Source organism: Testudinibacter sp. P27/CKL/0425 (assembly GCF_052931395.1).
The window spans coordinates 214,084-230,371 of sequence record NZ_CM128801.1 but is presented as its reverse complement, the minus strand read 5'-3'; the positions used below and the strand labels follow the sequence as shown (position 1 = coordinate 230,371).

General features: G+C 48.2%; 18 protein-coding genes. 9 read left to right on the top strand and 9 right to left on the bottom strand.

Annotated features, from left to right (window positions below; translation table 11 throughout):
- Positions 1-12: 12 nt before the first annotated feature.
- Complete coding sequence (rplC, locus tag ACUHGC_RS01165; RefSeq protein WP_446833879.1) at positions 13-645, bottom strand: 50S ribosomal protein L3; 633 nt, start codon at positions 643-645, stop codon at positions 13-15.
- 16 nt (positions 646-661) lie between these two features.
- Complete coding sequence (gene rpsJ, locus ACUHGC_RS01160) at positions 662-973, bottom strand: 30S ribosomal protein S10 (RefSeq protein ID WP_001181005.1); 312 nt, start codon at positions 971-973, stop codon at positions 662-664.
- Positions 974-1,411: 438 nt separating this feature from the next.
- Between rpsJ and speC the strand changes: the two genes are divergently transcribed.
- Entirely contained in the window at positions 1,412-3,559 is a 2,148-nt protein-coding gene (speC, locus tag ACUHGC_RS01155) for an ornithine decarboxylase (protein WP_446833878.1), read from the top strand.
- 148 nt (positions 3,560-3,707) lie between these two features.
- On the opposite strand, the gene ACUHGC_RS01150 is transcribed toward speC, so the two are convergent.
- The 6 genes from ACUHGC_RS01150 to ACUHGC_RS01125 form a co-directional block, all read right to left on the bottom strand.
- Positions 3,708-4,550 (bottom strand): IS256 family transposase, variant Zn-binding type, encoded by an 843-nt coding sequence (locus ACUHGC_RS01150; protein WP_446833552.1) that lies wholly within the window; start codon positions 4,548-4,550, stop codon positions 3,708-3,710.
- A 217-nt stretch (positions 4,551-4,767) separates the two neighbouring features.
- Complete coding sequence (pckA, locus tag ACUHGC_RS01145) at positions 4,768-6,372, bottom strand: phosphoenolpyruvate carboxykinase (ATP) (protein WP_446833877.1); 1,605 nt, start codon at positions 6,370-6,372, stop codon at positions 4,768-4,770.
- Positions 6,373-6,549: 177 nt separating this feature from the next.
- Complete coding sequence (hslO, locus tag ACUHGC_RS01140) at positions 6,550-7,434, bottom strand: Hsp33 family molecular chaperone HslO (protein WP_446833876.1); 885 nt, start codon at positions 7,432-7,434, stop codon at positions 6,550-6,552.
- 80 nt (positions 7,435-7,514) lie between these two features.
- On the bottom strand, positions 7,515-7,907 hold the full coding sequence (gene hslR / locus ACUHGC_RS01135; protein WP_446833875.1) for a ribosome-associated heat shock protein Hsp15: 393 nt from the start codon (positions 7,905-7,907) through the stop codon (positions 7,515-7,517).
- 3 nt (positions 7,908-7,910) lie between these two features.
- Positions 7,911-8,036, bottom strand: a complete 126-nt coding sequence (locus tag ACUHGC_RS01130) for a hypothetical protein (RefSeq protein ID WP_446833874.1) — start codon at positions 8,034-8,036, stop codon at positions 7,911-7,913.
- Positions 8,037-8,085: 49 nt separating this feature from the next.
- The gene (locus tag ACUHGC_RS01125) at positions 8,086-8,568 is read right to left on the bottom strand and encodes an HAD family hydrolase (protein ID WP_446833873.1); all 483 of its coding nucleotides are present in this window, start codon (positions 8,566-8,568) and stop codon (positions 8,086-8,088) included.
- An 88-nt stretch (positions 8,569-8,656) separates the two neighbouring features.
- On the opposite strand from ACUHGC_RS01125, the gene nudE reads away from it, so the two are divergent.
- The 7 genes from nudE (at position 8,657) to ppnP (ending at position 15,198) form a co-directional block, all read left to right on the top strand.
- Positions 8,657-9,217, top strand: a complete 561-nt coding sequence (gene nudE / locus ACUHGC_RS01120; protein ID WP_446833872.1) for an ADP compounds hydrolase NudE — start codon at positions 8,657-8,659, stop codon at positions 9,215-9,217.
- Between the two features lie 2 nt (positions 9,218-9,219).
- Positions 9,220-10,038, top strand: coding sequence for a 3'(2'),5'-bisphosphate nucleotidase CysQ (gene cysQ, locus ACUHGC_RS01115; protein WP_446834809.1), 819 nt, complete (start codon positions 9,220-9,222; stop codon positions 10,036-10,038).
- A gap of 102 nt (positions 10,039-10,140) precedes the next feature.
- On the top strand, positions 10,141-11,640 hold the full coding sequence (gene zwf / locus ACUHGC_RS01110; RefSeq protein WP_446833871.1) for a glucose-6-phosphate dehydrogenase: 1,500 nt from the start codon (positions 10,141-10,143) through the stop codon (positions 11,638-11,640).
- A gap of 1 nt (position 11,641) precedes the next feature.
- Positions 11,642-12,355 (top strand): 6-phosphogluconolactonase, encoded by a 714-nt coding sequence (gene pgl, locus ACUHGC_RS01105; RefSeq protein WP_446833870.1) that lies wholly within the window; start codon positions 11,642-11,644, stop codon positions 12,353-12,355.
- Between the two features lie 111 nt (positions 12,356-12,466).
- Positions 12,467-13,915 (top strand): decarboxylating NADP(+)-dependent phosphogluconate dehydrogenase, encoded by a 1,449-nt coding sequence (gene gnd / locus ACUHGC_RS01100; RefSeq protein WP_446833869.1) that lies wholly within the window; start codon positions 12,467-12,469, stop codon positions 13,913-13,915.
- Between the two features lie 148 nt (positions 13,916-14,063).
- The gene (gene ygiD / locus ACUHGC_RS01095; RefSeq protein ID WP_446833868.1) at positions 14,064-14,846 is read left to right on the top strand and encodes a 4,5-DOPA-extradiol-dioxygenase; all 783 of its coding nucleotides are present in this window, start codon (positions 14,064-14,066) and stop codon (positions 14,844-14,846) included.
- A gap of 70 nt (positions 14,847-14,916) precedes the next feature.
- Positions 14,917-15,198: a pyrimidine/purine nucleoside phosphorylase gene (ppnP, locus tag ACUHGC_RS01090; protein ID WP_446833867.1), complete on the top strand. Its 282-nt coding sequence runs from the start codon at positions 14,917-14,919 to the stop codon at positions 15,196-15,198.
- Between the two features lie 53 nt (positions 15,199-15,251).
- Here the strand turns inward: ppnP and ACUHGC_RS01085 are convergent, their stop codons facing one another.
- A complete protein-coding gene (locus tag ACUHGC_RS01085; RefSeq protein WP_446833866.1) occupies positions 15,252-15,581 on the bottom strand; it encodes a DMT family transporter in 330 nt (109 codons plus the stop codon).
- 142 nt (positions 15,582-15,723) lie between these two features.
- Here ACUHGC_RS01085 and ACUHGC_RS01080 point away from each other — a divergent pair, with 142 nt between their 5' ends.
- The gene (locus ACUHGC_RS01080; RefSeq protein ID WP_446833865.1) at positions 15,724-16,131 is read left to right on the top strand and encodes a DoxX family protein; all 408 of its coding nucleotides are present in this window, start codon (positions 15,724-15,726) and stop codon (positions 16,129-16,131) included.
- Positions 16,132-16,288: the final 157 nt, after the last annotated feature.

Sequence of the window (16,288 nt, the reverse complement as noted above, 5' to 3'; positions counted from 1 at the left end):
TATCTCCTAGACTTATGCTTTAGCTTTAACAGCTGGTTTAACAATTAAATCACTACCAGTTGCGCCTGGAACAGCGCCTTTTACTAATAATAATTTACGTTCAGCATCAACACGAACAACTTCAAGGGATTGAACGGTTACACGCTCAGCACCCAAATGTCCTGCCATTTTTTTCCCTTTGAATACGCGACCCGGAGTTTGGTTTTGACCAATAGATCCCGGAACACGGTGAGACAAAGAGTTACCATGTGTAGCATCTTGAGTACGGAAGTTCCAACGTTTAACTGTACCGGCGAAACCTTTACCTTTAGATGTACCTGTTACGTCTACTTTTTTAACGTCTGCGAAGACATCAACATTAATTTCCTGACCTAAGGTGAATTCTTCACCGTTAGTACGGAATTCCCATAAACCGCGACCAGCTTCAACACCTGCTTTAACGAAATGACCTGCTTCAGGCTTAGTTACACGACTTGCTTTTTTAGCACCCGTAGTAACCTGAATTGCAGAATAGCCATCTGTTTCAAGGGTTTTCACTTGAGTAACACGGTTGGCTTCGATTTCGATGACAGTAACTGGAATAGAAACGCCTGCTTCAGTGAACACGCGAGTCATACCAACTTTACGACCGATTAAACCAATCATTGTAATAACCTCTTAATTAACCTAGGCTGATCTGCACGTCAACGCCGGCAGCCAGATCTAAACGCATAAGCGCATCAACAGTTTTCTCTGTTGGCTCAACAATATCAACTAAACGTTTGTGAGTACGAATTTCGTATTGATCACGTGCGTCTTTGTTAACGTGTGGAGAAATCAACACGGTAAAACGCTCTTTACGGGTCGGCAATGGAATTGGACCACGAACTTGAGCACCTGTGCGCTTAGCTGTTTCTACGATTTCCGCAGTGGATTGATCGATCAAACGATGATCAAACGCTTTCAAACGGATACGGATTCTTTGGTTCTGCATGAGACCAGAGCTCCATTCTAAAAATTAGATAACAAAAAACCGACACCTCAATTTTCTACTACTTGATATGAAAATGAAGTGCGATTAAGCCTATTTTAGTTCCCCAATCGGGAACATTGTCAGCAACAACCGATTGTTGTCGCTCGTTTGATAAATGATTACATCAAACGACTTCCTAATGAAAGTCCGCAAATTCTATAGAATCACTGCACAGATTGCAAGCGTTTTTTCAAAAATAATCCACTGTCCACCCCCGCCATTTCTCAGACCGCACTTGACGACGTTTTTCTCCGTTTTAAGCCCGATCTTTCTTTCACTGACACGCTAAATTTGCTATCGTTTGCCCGAGCTTTAACCGCTCTTTTGCGATTGCAAAATGACCGTGAAATGCCCTGCGCATTCACCTGAATTGACTCGTCTGCCGATAGGAAAACGCCGATGAAAATTGCTGCCAGTCAAGGCACCGAATTTGCCTTTTTGTCTGACTATAAAATCATGGACATAGACATGACCGACTTCACCAATGTCTGTGCCGTGGTGACCACCATTAAAGATTTGCCTGAAGTTTGGGAAGAGCTGGAGCGGTTGGGCTTTGCGATTCCGATTTTTGCCGCCATTGAATATGGCGAAACCGTGCCTGACGAGTGGCTAACTGAGCTCTACGGGGTAATCGAGCTGGCGGAAGATCAAAAATATTATAACGGACAGCTGATCAATGCCGCTGCCGCCGACTATATCGACACCCTTGATCCGCCATTTTTCCAAGCGTTAAAAGAGTACACCGACTACGGCAACGCTGCCTTTGACTGCCCGGGGCATCAAGGCGGGCAATTTTTCCGTAAACACCCGTCAGGGCGTCGTTTCTATCTATATTTCGGCGAAACGCTGTTCCGTGCCGATTCCTGTAACGCCGATGTGCGCTTAGGCGATTTGCTGATTCACGAAGGCCCGGCGTTTCAAGCACAAGCTCATGCGGCACGAGTATTCAATGCCGATAAAACCTATTTTGTGCTGAACGGCACATCATCAGCCAACAAAGTGGCAATTGGCGCACTGGTCGCCAAGGGCGATTTGGTGTTGTTCGATCGCAACAACCATAAATCGGTTCATCAAGGCGCGTTAACCATCAGCGGCGCAACCCCGGTATATATGGAAACCACTCGCAACGCCTACGGGTTTATCGGCGGGATTCCGTCGCACTGTTTTGAAGAGGATGATATCCGGGCGCAAATCGCCAAAGTCGCTCCGGAGCGTGCCAACGATAAGCGCCCGTTCCGTTTGGCGGTGATTCAACTGGGTACTTATGACGGCACGATTTACAACGCACGCCAAGTGGTGGATCGCATCGGGCATTTGTGTGATTACATTCTGTTTGATTCGGCGTGGGTCGGCTATGAACAATTTATCCCGATGATGAGAGATTGTTCGCCACTATTGTTGGAACTGAATGAAAACGATCCGGGCATTTTAGTCACCCAATCGGTGCATAAACAACAAGCGGGCTTTTCGCAAGCCTCGCAAATTCACAAAAAAGACAACCATATCCACCTGCAAGAGCGGTATTGCAACCATAAACGTTTCAATAACGCCTTTATGATGCACGCCTCAACCAGCCCGTTTTATCCGCTGTTCGCTTCACTCGATGTCAACGCCAAAATGCACGCCGGCAAGGCAGGCAAACGGATGTGGCAAGAGTGTGTGTTAAGCAGCGTGGAAGTGCGCAAAATGCTGCTGAAAACCTGTAAACTGATTCGTCCGTTTGTGCCGCCAATGGTGGACGGTAAATCATGGGAAAACCATAAATCAGAAGATATCGCCAATAATATTCGCTTTTTCCAATTCGCTAAAGATGCCCGCTGGCACGATTTTGACGGCTATGCCGAAGAGCAATACTTTATCGATCCGTGCAAATTGTTACTCACCACCCCAGGTATCAACATGGAAACTGGGGAATATGAGGAATTTGGCATTCCTGCCACCATTTTGGCACATTTCCTGCGTGAACGTTCGGTGATCCCTGAAAAAGCGGATTTGAACTCGATTCTGTTCCTGTTGACTCCGGCGGAAACCATGGCGAAATTCCAGCATTTGGTTGCCAATATCGCCCGTTTTGAGGAACATATTCAAGACAACACCCCAGTGATTGATATGCTGCCGACACTGGCAAAAACCTATCCGCAATACGGCAAAATGCGGATCAACGATCTGTGCCAAAAATTGCATGATTTCTATGCCAAACACCGCTTGAACGAGCTGCAACAACAGATGTTCCTGCGTGATGCCTGGCCGAAAATCAATATTACGCCGGAAGAGTGCCACAATGCGTTTATCCGCAATCAGGTCGAACTGGTGCCACTGTCGGAAATTCGTGGCCGCACCGCTGCCGAGGGCGCATTGCCGTATCCGCCGGGGGTGCTGTGTATCGTGCCGGGTGAGATTTGGGACGGTGCGGTGTTGGAATATTTCCTTGCATTGGAACAAGGCATTAACGAACTGCCGGGCTTTGAACCGGAAATTCAAGGGGTTTACTTAGAAGCCGATGAGTTCGGACACAAACGCGCATCGGCCTATGTGTTGAAGCAATAACGCTGATACAGTTAGACATCAATCCTATCGCTATCGGGTTTTCCGATAGCGATTTTTTTCGGCATAGTAGCCAAAAATGTGGCTGATTTTGAGATCTAAGCTTCTATTAGACATTTTTGTGGCTACTCCTCTTAAAGCGCTAGTTTTTCTAGCTCTTTTTATTCAAAAAATCCTGTATAAACATAATCTTATTCCTTCGGTTTAGTCCATTATGAACGGATAATTTCTGCTTTAAATCCTTAAACAGCCCTTCCAGCCGATTTGTCGTTTTTTCTATCCGTAACTCCGGGTATTTTTCAAAGACAAACAAGTAATCCATATAGCGTTTAATACTGGCATAAGCCCCTCTCAATTTGCGATGTTTATAAGGAAATTTACCCTGATTATCGGGTATATCAGACCGTTCTTCTAAGTAAGCTTTATGCTGCAAAAACCAGTGATGCAAACGGACATAAAAGTCATTTTTGTGACTCTGCTTGAGTGTTTTAACCATTGTTTTCAGTTCCTTTCCGGCAACGGATTTAGGGTTTCTCGTCAGCTTGCGAATCACCATTGCAACAAGGTGAAATTGGCACATTTGGGTTGGCGTATTAAATATATCTTTCAATAAGCCCCGTCGCCCATCGCAAGTAATAGATTGAATAATAAATCCTTTTTTACGCAATCGATTGATGGCTTTGGTATAGTAAATGTCCTTTTCGGTACGAACGATTTGGTGGTAAATCACCTTTTTTGAGCGGGAATCCATTATGACTAATACGCCGAATTGTGGCCCGAAAAAAGTGACATCCATAATAAGATTCAACATTGTGGTTTGCGGTGTGCTGAGTGGCGTTTTAGGGGCTTTTTTCAGGTGCCTTTGGATAGTCCTGACCGAACAATCATAGGTTAACGCAAGCTGCTTATACGTCTGTTTTCCGACGGTGTAATCGTGCCAGATTTGGGCGGATTGAAGGTAATTTGTGTGAGAATATGTCCGTAAACAATCCAAGCATTTATAGCGTTACTTGCCTGAATTTTTACCGTGTTTTTTAATGTGTTCTGAACCACAGAAATAGCAATTTTTTGGTCATTTTAAAAAATCTCACTTAACGCCTTATTCTATAAGGGATTAAGCGAGATTTCAGCCACATTTTTGTCTACTATGCCTAAACCGCACGTTGAACGATATCCAAAGTGCGGTTTTTGCTTAAGTTAGCGACGCTAAATTAGGCTTTAGGACCTGCAGCAACTAAGGCTTTGCCTTCGTCATTGTCGATGTATTTGTCAAAGTTTTTCGCAAAACGACCCGCCAAGTCTTCGGCTTTTGTTTGCCATTGATCAGCATCGGCGTAGGTATCGCGCGGATCTAAAATGGCAGGATCAACCCCCGGAAGTGCGGTCGGCACAGCCAAGTTGAAGATTGGCAATTGTTTCATTTCGGATTTTTCAATTGAACCGTCTAAAATCGCATCGATGATGCCGCGAGTGTCTTTGATTGAAATCCGTTTGCCGGTGCCGTTCCAGCCGGTGTTAACCAAATAGGCTTCTGCGCCGGACGCTTGCATGCGTTTTACTAACACTTCCGCATATTGCGTCGGGTGCAATGACAGGAATGCCGCGCCGAAGCAGGCAGAGAAGGTTGGTGTCGGTTCGGTGATGCCGCGCTCGGTACCGGCTAATTTGGCGGTGAAACCGGACAAGAAGTAGTACTGAGTTTGTTCCGGAGTCAGTTTAGAAACCGGCGGCAACACGCCGAATGCGTCGGCAGTCAAGAAAATCACTTTTTTCGCATGACCGGCTTTGGAAACCGGTTTCACGATGTTTTGAATGTGATAAATCGGGTAAGACACACGGGTATTTTCGGTTTTTGAACCGTCGTTGAAATCTACAGTACCGTCTTCCAAGACCACCACGTTTTCTAACAATGCGTCGCGTTTGATTGCACGGTAAATATCCGGCTCGGCTTCTTCAGACAAGTTGATGGTTTTCGCATAGCAACCGCCTTCGTAGTTGAACACGCCTTCATCGTCCCAGCCGTGCTCATCGTCACCGATTAAGCGGCGTTTCGGATCGGTAGACAACGTGGTTTTCCCGGTGCCGGACAGACCGAAGAACACTGCCACATCACCGTCTTCGCCCACGTTGGCGGAGCAGTGCATAGAAGCAACGCCACGCAATGGCAGGAAGTAGTTCATCATTGAGAACATCCCTTTTTTCATTTCGCCGCCGTACCAAGTTCCGCCGATTAATTGCACGCCTTCGGTCAGGTTGAACGCCACAAAGTTTTCAGAGTTCAAGCCTTGCTCTTTCCAGTTCGGGTTGGTGACTTTAGAGCCGTTTAATACGGTGAAATCCGGTTTAAAGTTTTTCAGATCTTCTTCGCTTGGGCGGATAAACATATTTTTTACGAAATGCGCTTGCCATGCCACTTCAGTCACAATACGCACTGCCAGACGGGTGTCAGGGTTGGTGCCGCAGAAGGCGTCGATCACGAACAGGCGTTTGCCGGAAAGTTGGTCGCCGACCAATTTTTTCAGGCTGCTCCAAGTTTCTTGAGTCATCGGTTTATTATCGTTTTTCGCTTTGTCGCTGGTCCACCACACGCTGTCTTTGGTTTTATCGTCTAATACCAAATATTTATCTTTCGGCGAACGACCGGTGAAAATACCGGTATCAACCGCCACCGCGCCAGTGGTGGTTAGTGTGCCTTTCTCAAAGCCTTCCAATCCGGCTTTGGTTTCTTCTTCAAATAAGAATTCATAACTTGGGTTATACACCACTTCTTGAACGTCATTGATACCCAATACCGCTAATTCTTTTGCTACTGACATAGTTGTTACCTCGATATAGTTATTAAAAATTGAATTCGAAGGTATTGTAAAAGAAAATCCAGCAAAAAAATGTTAGCTGGATCAAACTATTCAAAATGCTTATCAGAAAAAAAGTGAAAGCGCGTCCGGTTTTGACGCGCTTTTTACCAGAGTTATACATTGCTGTTAACGAATTGTTTAGCCTTGGTGGGTATTTTGTTTAAGACGTTCGATCGCCTGTTTGTTGAAAAAATAATGGGTGCCGCAACATTCGCACTGCATATCGATACTGCCGTTATGTTCGTCCAAAATTTCATCAATTTCCGCTTCGTCCAGCAACAATAATGCCGATCCGGAACGTTGCTGCGAACAGCCGCAGTGGAATTGGGTTTTGCTTGGGGCGAACAATTCCACTGTTTCTTCATGGTAAAGCCGATAGAGCAGCTCTTCGGCGGTTAGCCCGAACAGTTCTTCCGCTTTGATAGTTTCGGTCAACAGCTGCAAATGTTCCAAATCGTCCAGTGAGCCGGTGCCGTCCGGCATAATTTGCAGCAGCATTCCGCTGGCAACCGGCTTGCCGTCAAATTCGCCGGTTTTAATCACAAGTGCGGTTTTCAGCTGCTCGGAACGCTCGAAATAATCCTGCAAGCACTCGCTGATCGTCGGCTTGCTCAGTTCGATGATCCCTTGATAGCGCTCGCCTTGATTCGGATTGATTGAAATCACCAACACCGCTTTGCCGATCATCTGCTGCAAGCTGCTGCCGTCGGCAATCTCGCCGTCAACACGAGCCAAAGAGCGCAGATTCAACTGGTTGTCGCCGTTCACCAATGCCAGTTTTAACGGGCCGTCGCCTTGAATCTGCACCGTGATATTGCCCTCAAATTTTAGGGTGGCGGTCAGTAGGCTGGTGGCGACCAACATTTCGCCCAGCAGATTTTGTACTGCCGTCGGATAGTGGTGGGTGTTCAGGGTTTGCTCGAAAGTGCGGTTCAGTCGCACCCATTCGCCGCGTACCGCTCTTTGGCTGAACAGGTAGCGGTGCAGGGTGTCGTTGTCTTGGGTGTAATCGGTTGTTGTCATAATCTTTCCATTTAATTCATTAAGGTTGACTGCTATATATGGGCGAAATTGTGCTTTGCAAGGGGGCGTACAAAGTGCAGTTATTCCTGATATTTGAATTTAATCAAATCCCGCCGTTCCTTTTTATTCGGGCGGCGTTCCGGATTTGGCATCGACAGCGCGTTGGTTTTGCGTGCCAGTGCGGTTTGTTCGCGTTTGCGGATGCTGGCGTCAGTTTCGCGATAGAGCAGTTGGGCTTGCGTTGCGTTGCCGCGTTTGTCGGACAGCGCCAAAATTTCCACCTCTTTTTCATCGCTGCCTTGGCGCAGTTTCAGCATCGCGCCGATTTCCACCATTTTGCTCGGCTTGCTGCGCTGCCCGTTGTAGTGGACTTTGCCGCCGTCTATCATTTCATGGGCAAGGGAACGGGTTTTATAAAAGCGTGCCGCCCACAGCCATTTGTCTAACCGCACTTGTAATCTGTCTGTTGTCATACTTTAGTCCAATAAAAGGTTAAAATCGGCGATACTGTGGTGACGCTGAAAGGTTTTCGGCGGCAGCTGCGGATCGGGATTCTCAATGCCGATAGTATACGCAATTCGATTCTGTTTGGCTTGATCCAATACGGGCTCCAGATCGTCAAACAACACGCAAGATTGCGGATCGATCTGATTAAGTTCGATACAGTTGCACCCAAAGTCCGGCGTCCATTTTCGGTTTTTGAAATTCGTGAGACGAAACCAAATGGGCAAAGTGCGGTGCCAGCTCGCAATTTTCCAGTTTAACTTGCAGGCTGAACGGATGCGAATCGGTTAGCATAATCAGGCGTTTGCCTTGGCGGTTTAATTTTTCCAATAAAGGATAAACTCCCGACCGCACTTGAGTGTGCACAACGTGCTCGCGCTGCATCTCACGAATCGGCAGATTTAAGGCGTTCGCCCAGTGATCGATGTCATACCACTGCATCGTATGTTCAATATCGCGATAAAGCTGCTTGAGTTTATGCCGGCTCTGCGCCGGATCGATCGCCATTTGCGCGGCGTAGCGTTGCGGCACCAGTTCTTTCCAGAAATAGGCGTCCAGATGCAAGTCGATCAAGGTGCCGTCCAGATCAAATAACACGGTATCAATCTGATCCCAATCAATTATTTTCACGCGTTTTCCTTTTTTACATTAATAGCGGTTATATGGTATCGTTGGCAGAATAGGTTGGCAAATTCTTAAGGAGCGTAGGCGGGATATTATGTGGAAAGAAAAGCAAAAACCTGAAATTCTCTCGGTTGCCGTCGCAGCCAAATCCCGTATTTTTGAAATTCAGGCGGTGGAACTGGCATTTTCCAACGGCGAACAGCGCACCTTTGAGCGTTTCACCCCAAGCAGTCGTTGTGCGGTGATGGTGGTGGCCATTCACCAAGACAAGCTATTGCTGATTAATGAATATGCAGTAGGAACCGAGCGTTATGAGCTGGGATTTGTCAAAGGATTAATGGACGAAGGCGAAACGCCGGAGCAGAGTGCCAACCGCGAATTGCAGGAAGAGATTGGCTTTCGCGCCGCGAAACTCACTTTACTGAAAACCGTCATCACTTCGCCGGGCTTTATGCACAACCCGATGCATATTTTCTTGGCTGAACAGCTTTCCCCTTCCGTGTTGCAAGGTGATGAACCTGAACCGTTGGAGGTGGTGGAATACCCGTTAGCGCAGCTGGATCAACTGCTGCAACAGGCAGATTTCTGCGAAGCGAGAAATCTGACCGCACTTTACTTATTGCGCGATTATTTAGCACAGCGGGCGACAGCATGACGCTGCTCGCTTTAACCCCCGAACTGCTGAACGCCGCGTTGTCGATTGCCAAACGCGCCGGTGAAAAGCTGCTGACCTTTTATTACCTCGAGATTGAAAGTGAGCTGAAAAGAGATAACACGCCGGTCACCGAAGCGGATTTGGCGGTCAGCCACTTTTTAATTGATGAATTGCAAAATCTGACGCCCGGCGTGCCGGTGTTGTCGGAGGAGAGCCAAGCGGTGACGTTTGCCGAACGCCGCCAATGGACGCAATATTGGCTGGTCGATCCGCTGGACGGCACCCAGCAATTCTTAGAAAAAACCGATCAATTTTCGGTGCTGATTGCGCTGGTGCAAAATAATCTGCCGACCTTGGGCATTGTCTATTCGCCGGTGCCGCGCTTGGCATTTTATGCGATGGATAACTTCGGCGCCTACCGACAGCAAAACGGTGTGGTCAGTCGGCTGCAAACCCAAGCACCGTCGGACGAGATTATTCGCATTGCGGTCGGCAAAGGCGTGCGGCAAGAGCGGGTGTTGCAGCAATTTCACGACGGCTTTGAATATCAGCTGATTCGCTACGGCTCCAGCGGCTTGAAAGGCGCGATGGTGGCGGAAGGGCGCAGTGATTGTTATATTCGTTTGGGCAAAACCGGCGAATGGGATACCGCCGCGGTGGAGTGCATTTTGCGCGAAACCGGCGGCAAAATCGTCGATTTGCAGGGTAATCCGCTAAGTTACAATCAGCGCGAAAGTTTGATTAATCCGGATTTTATTATGCTGGGCAACGCCGCCTTTCCTTGGCAAAAAGTGGTCCGATTTCAGCAACTATCGAAATAATAGACGATTCGCCTAAAATAAGCGATTGACGCTGTGGAGTGATGTTATTAGACTGAATAAATTGTTGATGAAAAGGTCACGCAAACCTGAAGGATAAGGAAAATGAAAAAACCGGACAACAACACCCTAGTGATTTTTGGCGCTTCGGGGGATCTTACCCACCGCAAATTAATTCCCGCACTCTATCATCTTTTTAAAAACGGCAGACTCGCCGATGATTTCGCCGTTCTGGGCGTTAGCCGCACCGAATACAGCGACGAACAATACCGTGAAAAACTGAGCGACATTTTAAGCAAAAGCGAAAACATTGAAAAAAGCGAAATGGTCGAGTTTTTCTCACATATTTACTATCAGGCGATTGATACCGCGAATGTTGACGACTATGCCAAAGTCAAAGTGCGGTTAGCCGAATTCGAGCAGAAACACAACACCGGCGGCAACGCGCTGTTCTACCTTTCCACTCCGCCGAGCCTCTATCCGGTGATCCCGGCGAATCTGGCGGCGCACGGCTTGAATCATCAAGACAACGGCTGGAAACGGTTGGTGGTGGAAAAACCGTTCGGCTACGATTTAGCATCGGCAATCAGTCTCGACAGCAAGCTGCACGAGGATTTTGACGAAGGGCAAATTTACCGGATCGACCACTACTTAGGCAAAGAAACGGTACAGAATATTTTGGTGCTACGTTTCTCCAACGGCTTATTTGAACCGTTGTGGAATCGGAATTACATTGATTATGTGGAAATCACCGGTGCGGAAGCGCTGGGCGTGGAAGAGCGCGGCGGCTATTATGACGGATCGGGTGCGATGCGTGATATGTTCCAAAACCACTTGTTGCAAGTGCTGGCGATGATCGCAATGGAATCACCGGCGGTGATTGACGCCGATGCAATGCGTAACGAAGTGGTGAAAGTGCTGCAAAGCCTGCATCCGCTAAGCGAAGAAGATTTGGAAAAATACTTGGTGCTGGGGCAATATACCGGCGCGAAAGTGCGCGGTGAGTACCAAAAAGGCTACCGCGAGGAAAAAGGTGTTGATCCGCAGTCGCGCACCGAAACCTATATGGCGCTGAAACTGAAAATCGATAACTGGCGCTGGAGCGGCGTGCCGTTTTATATTCGCACCGGTAAACGCCTGCCGACGCGGGTGACCGAAGTGGTGATTCACTTTAAGAAAACGCCGCACCCGGTGTTTAACGCTAACGCGCCGGAAAATAAATTGATTATCCGCATTCAGCCGAATGAGGGGATCGTGATGAGTTTCGGTCTGAAAAATCCGGGATCGGGTTTTCAGGCGAAAGAAGTATCAATGGATTTTCACTATCAGGATTTGGCTGATACGAATATTCTTGATGCGTATGAACGTTTGCTGCTGGATTCGCTGCTGGGGGACGCCACTCTGTTCTCACGCAGTGATGCAGTGCGAGCCTGTTGGAAGTTTGTCCAACCGATTTTGGATTACAAAGCACACAATCCAAAACTTTATGGATACGCCAGCGGCACTTGGGGGCCTCAAGAGGCAGATTTTATGATGGAATCCAAAAACCGCAACTGGCGTTTCCCGTGTAAAAATTTAACGAATACGGAATATTGTGAGTTATAACATGAAATATATTAAGTTTGCAGACGCACAAAGTGCGGTAGAGAAGATAGCAGAAGCGTTTTTAACCTATAGCCAACAAGCCGAGCCGGTGCATATTTCCCTGTCCGGCGGCAGCACGCCGAAACTGTTGTTTAAAACCTTGGCGGAAGAGTACGCCGAGCAAATCAACTGGAACAATCTGCATTTCTGGTGGGGCGATGAGCGTTGTGTTGCGCCTGACGACGAAGAGAGTAACTACGGCGAAGTGCAGCGCTTGCTGTTCGATCACATTCAAATCCCGGCGGAAAACATCCATCGCATTCGCGGCGAGGATGAGCCGGAAGCCGAAGCTGCTCGTTTTGCCGCGGAAATGACCGCACTTGTGCCGAAAAACGCTGATGGTGTACCGGCATTCGACTGGATTATTCTCGGTATGGGCACCGACGGACACACGGCGTCGCTGTTCCCGCTGCAAGTAGATTTTGACGATCAAACGCTAAGCATTGTGGCGAAACAGCCGCAAACCGGACAACTACGGGTATCCAAATCAGCGTATTTGATCGCCAACGCCAAGCGCGTGACTTACTTGGTCACCGGCGCCAGCAAAGCCGATCTGTTACATGAAATTCAACAAGCGGGCAACAACGAACTGCCGTATCCGGCAGCGCGGGTACAAGCCAAAAACGGCAATACCGAATGGTATTTAGACGCAGACGCCGCGTTTCAATTGCAATAATGGCATTTAAGAGTGGAATAATCCTCCGCCCATTGTCGTAAAACAGACGCCAAAACAGGCAAGTGCGGTATAACGAATTACTTAATCGAGAAAATAGAGGAAAACAAAACAATGAAAGGTGATATTGGTGTAATCGGCTTGGCGGTGATGGGGCAAAACCTGATCCTGAATATGAACGACCACGGCTTTAAAGTGGTTGCTTACAATCGCACCACCAGCAAAGTGGACGAGTTTTTACAAGGCGCGGCAAAAGGCACAAACATCATCGGTGCGTACTCGCTGCAAGATTTAGCCGACAAACTGGAAAAACCGCGCAAAGTGATGTTAATGGTGCGTGCCGGTCAAGTGGTGGATCAGTTTATCGACAGCCTATTACCTTACTTGGAAGAGGGCGACATCATCATCGACGGCGGCAACTCCAACTATCCGGACAGCAACCGTCGCGTGAAAGATTTGGCTGAAAAAGGCATTCGCTTTATCGGTGCTGGCGTGTCAGGCGGTGAAGAAGGCGCGCGTTTCGGGCCTTCAATTATGCCGGGCGGCAACGAAGAAGCCTGGCCGTTTGTGAAACCGATTCTGCAAGCCATTTCCGCCAAAACCAAAGACGGTGAACCGTGCTGTGATTGGGTTGGTAAAGAGGGCGCGGGGCATTTTGTGAAAATGGTACACAACGGCATCGAATACGGCGATATGCAATTGATTTGTGAAGCCTACCAGTTCTTAAAAGAAGGGCTTGGCTTAAGCTACGATGAGTTGCACAGCGTATTCACCGAATGGAACAAAACCGAACTCGACAGCTACCTGATCGAAATCACTGCGGATATTTTAGGCTACCGTGATGAAAACGGTGAACCGTTAGTGGAAAAAATTCTGGATACCGCAGGGCAAAAAGGCACCGGTAAATGGACGGGCATCAACGCGTTGGATCTCGGCATTCCATTAACTTTAATCAGTGAAGCGGTGTTCGCCCGTTGTGTGTCAGCATTTAAAGAGCAACGTGTTGCCAATGACGCGTTATTCAATAAACAAATCGGCGCGGTTGAAGGCGACAAAGCGCAATGGATTGAAGCGGTGCGCAAAGCATTGCTGGCATCAAAAATCATCTCTTATGCGCAAGGCTTTATGCTGATCCGTGAAGCGTCCGAAACCAACCAATGGGATCTGAACTACGGCAACACCGCACTGTTATGGCGTGAAGGCTGCATTATCCGCAGCGCATTCTTAGGCAACATTCGTGATGCGTATGCGACAAACCCTGATCTGCAATTCTTAGGTGCCGACAACTACTTCAAAACCATTTTAGAAAATGCGTTACCAGAGTGGCGTAAAGTGGTGGCGAAATCGATCGAAATCGGCTTGCCAATGCCATGTATGGCATCAGCGATTACGTTCCTTGACGGCTACACCAGCGCTCGCTTGCCAGCGAACTTGCTGCAAGCCCAGCGCGACTACTTCGGTGCGCACACCTATGAACGCATTGACCAGCCGCGTGGACAGTTCTTCCACACCAACTGGACAGGCAAAGGCGGCGACACCGCGTCCACCACGTATGATGTGTAAGCACTAAACCACACGTTGACAGAAACCATATCGGCTTGCCGGTATGGTTTTTTCTTTTTAGGAAACTCATCATCAATAAAACCGCACTTTATTTGTTAAACGTGAATTTCTATACTGCGGAAACTGAAATTCAAACTAAGGAATACCCATGAGCAATAAAATGCCAGCAATTTTTATCGGACACGGTTCGCCGATGTTGGCGATTGAAGACAATCCGTTCACCCCAAAATGGCGGCAAGCGGCGGAGCAGATGCCGACACCGCGTGCGATTTTGGTGATCTCCGCCCACTGGATTTCAATGGGCGTGGCACAAACCGCTGCCAGTTCGTACCGGTTAATCTACGATTTTCACGGCTTTCCGGAGGAGCTTTATCAAGTGCGGTATCCTGCGAAAGGCGCACCGCAGTTGGCGCAGCAAATCGCCGAACTGGTTAACAGCCCGAACATTTCGCTGGATTCACAGCAGGGATTGGATCACGGTAGTTGGGCGGTGTTAACACAGATGTATCCCGACGCAGATATTCCGGTGGTGCAATTGAGCCTCGGCGGGCGCTTGAGTATGACTCAACATCTGGAACTGGCAAAGCAGCTCAAACCGCCGCGCGAGCAGGGCGTGCTGATTCTCGGCAGCGGCAATTTAATCCATAATTTACGCTTACTTGATTGGCAGAGAGCCGATCAATTGTTTGGTTATGACTGGGCGCATTCAGCGCAGCAAACGCTGCTGGATTTGGTGCGCGCAGGCGATTTAGCGGCGCTTGCTGATTACCACAGTTTAAGCGATGCGGTGCAAAAAGCGGTTCCGACTGCGGAGCATTTTTTGCCGCTGTTGTATATTTTAGCCTTGCGCGAAGCGGATGATCCACTAACGATTTTTAATACCGATTTTGTCGGTGGTTCACTGGATATGAGCTGTGTCAAAGTCGGCTAAACCGCACTTGCATTGGCTGTCGGTTTTCCCCTAGAATAAAAATTCGTTTATTCAGTTTAAGGAAAGCAACATGTTAAAAATCAACCAGTATTTTGACGGCAAAGTCGCCTCAATCGGCTTGCAAACCGAAACCCTGCCGGCGACCGTCGGCGTGATGGCGGTCGGCGAATATACTTTCGGCACCAGCCAATTTGAAACCATGAGTGTGATCAGCGGTGCGTTAACGGTAAAATTGCCGGGCAGCGACGAGTGGCAAACCTTTAACGCTGGTGAAACCTTCACTGTCGAGGCAAACCAATCGTTTGATCTGAAAGTGGCGGTGGAAACCGCGTATTTCTGTACTTACGAATAGCCATTCAATCTAAGTGCGGCTTCAGACCGCACTTGGGCTTGATTTCGCACGGCTCAATGCGAAATCACTTTCGAGAATAAATTCATCACCAATACGCCGCTGACAATCAGCCCGATGCCGATCAGCGCCGCCCAATCCAGTTTCTGCTGATAGAAAATCCACGCAATCACGGTCACCAAAAAAATCCCGACGCCCGACCACACCGCATAAGCCACGCCGACCGGCATGGTGCGCAGCGTGAGTGCCAAAAAGTAAAACGCCACGGCGTAGCCGATCACCACGATCAGGCTCGGCAGCGGTTTGCTAAATTCATTCGACAGTTTCAACATTGAAGTGGCGATCACTTCGGCGATGATTGCGATCATTAAATAGGCCCACGCCATAAAAATTCCTTTGTTGGAGATAAGCGGCGCTAGTATAACCAATCAAGCGGGCTTTTTCTACGTTCGACAGATTCGATCATTTCCTTTGAGGAAATAATACCTTTCTTTTTTGCCGATTGTTTTAATGTCGGTGAACACTATTATGAATCACAAATTAAACACTTTTGCACCTTATGCGCTGGCTTTACTGCGGATTGTCGCCGCTTACATGTTCTTTTGGCACGGCACGGCGAAATTTTTTGAATACCCAAGCTCAATGACCGGCGGCAACGGCAGTGTGGCACTGTTCTCACAATACGGCTTGGCGGGCGTGTTGGAAATCGGCGGCGGCATTTTGTTGGCGCTGGGCTTGTTCACCCGTCCGGTGGCGTTTGTATTATCCGGCTTTATGGCATTCGCCTATTTCGGCGTGCACGCCTCGGCGGACAATCTGCTGCTGCCGTTGCTGAATAACGGTGAATTGGCGGCGCTGTATTCGCTGGTGTTCCTGTATTTCGTATTTGTCGGTGCAGGCGCGTTTGCGCTGGATAACCGATTCGGCAAAAAATAATCGGACAGCCGTCGATTCAAACCGAAAACCCGTTTGCGCAAGCCGACGGGTTTTTGTTTTTTTGTGCTACAGCGAATGTTTTCTGACTTTATTTGACAATTTATTTCATGCTAAGATTTGGCAAAGTGTGCCGAACGTGTCAATTGTTGCCGAATCG

Bases quoted from the DNA above. Each gene is read 5' to 3' on its own strand.
- rplC (WP_446833879.1), bottom strand. From the start codon at position 645: ATGATTGGTTTAATCGGTCGTAAAGTTGGTATGACTCGCGTGTTCACT.
- speC (WP_446833878.1), top strand. From the start codon at position 1,412: ATGAAAATTGCTGCCAGTCAAGGCACCGAATTTGCCTTTTTGTCTGAC.
- rpsJ (WP_001181005.1), bottom strand. From the start codon at position 973: ATGCAGAACCAAAGAATCCGTATCCGTTTGAAAGCGTTTGATCATCGT.
- ppnP (WP_446833867.1), top strand. From the start codon at position 14,917: ATGTTAAAAATCAACCAGTATTTTGACGGCAAAGTCGCCTCAATCGGC.
- zwf (WP_446833871.1), top strand. From the start codon at position 10,141: ATGAAAAAACCGGACAACAACACCCTAGTGATTTTTGGCGCTTCGGGG.
- pgl (WP_446833870.1), top strand. From the start codon at position 11,642: ATGAAATATATTAAGTTTGCAGACGCACAAAGTGCGGTAGAGAAGATA.
- ygiD (WP_446833868.1), top strand. From the start codon at position 14,064: ATGAGCAATAAAATGCCAGCAATTTTTATCGGACACGGTTCGCCGATG.
- hslO (WP_446833876.1), bottom strand. From the start codon at position 7,434: ATGACAACAACCGATTACACCCAAGACAACGACACCCTGCACCGCTAC.
- hslR (WP_446833875.1), bottom strand. From the start codon at position 7,907: ATGACAACAGACAGATTACAAGTGCGGTTAGACAAATGGCTGTGGGCG.
- pckA (WP_446833877.1), bottom strand. From the start codon at position 6,372: ATGTCAGTAGCAAAAGAATTAGCGGTATTGGGTATCAATGACGTTCAA.
- ACUHGC_RS01085 (WP_446833866.1), bottom strand. From the start codon at position 15,581: ATGGCGTGGGCCTATTTAATGATCGCAATCATCGCCGAAGTGATCGCC.
- ACUHGC_RS01080 (WP_446833865.1), top strand. From the start codon at position 15,724: ATGAATCACAAATTAAACACTTTTGCACCTTATGCGCTGGCTTTACTG.
- gnd (WP_446833869.1), top strand. From the start codon at position 12,467: ATGAAAGGTGATATTGGTGTAATCGGCTTGGCGGTGATGGGGCAAAAC.
- nudE (WP_446833872.1), top strand. From the start codon at position 8,657: ATGTGGAAAGAAAAGCAAAAACCTGAAATTCTCTCGGTTGCCGTCGCA.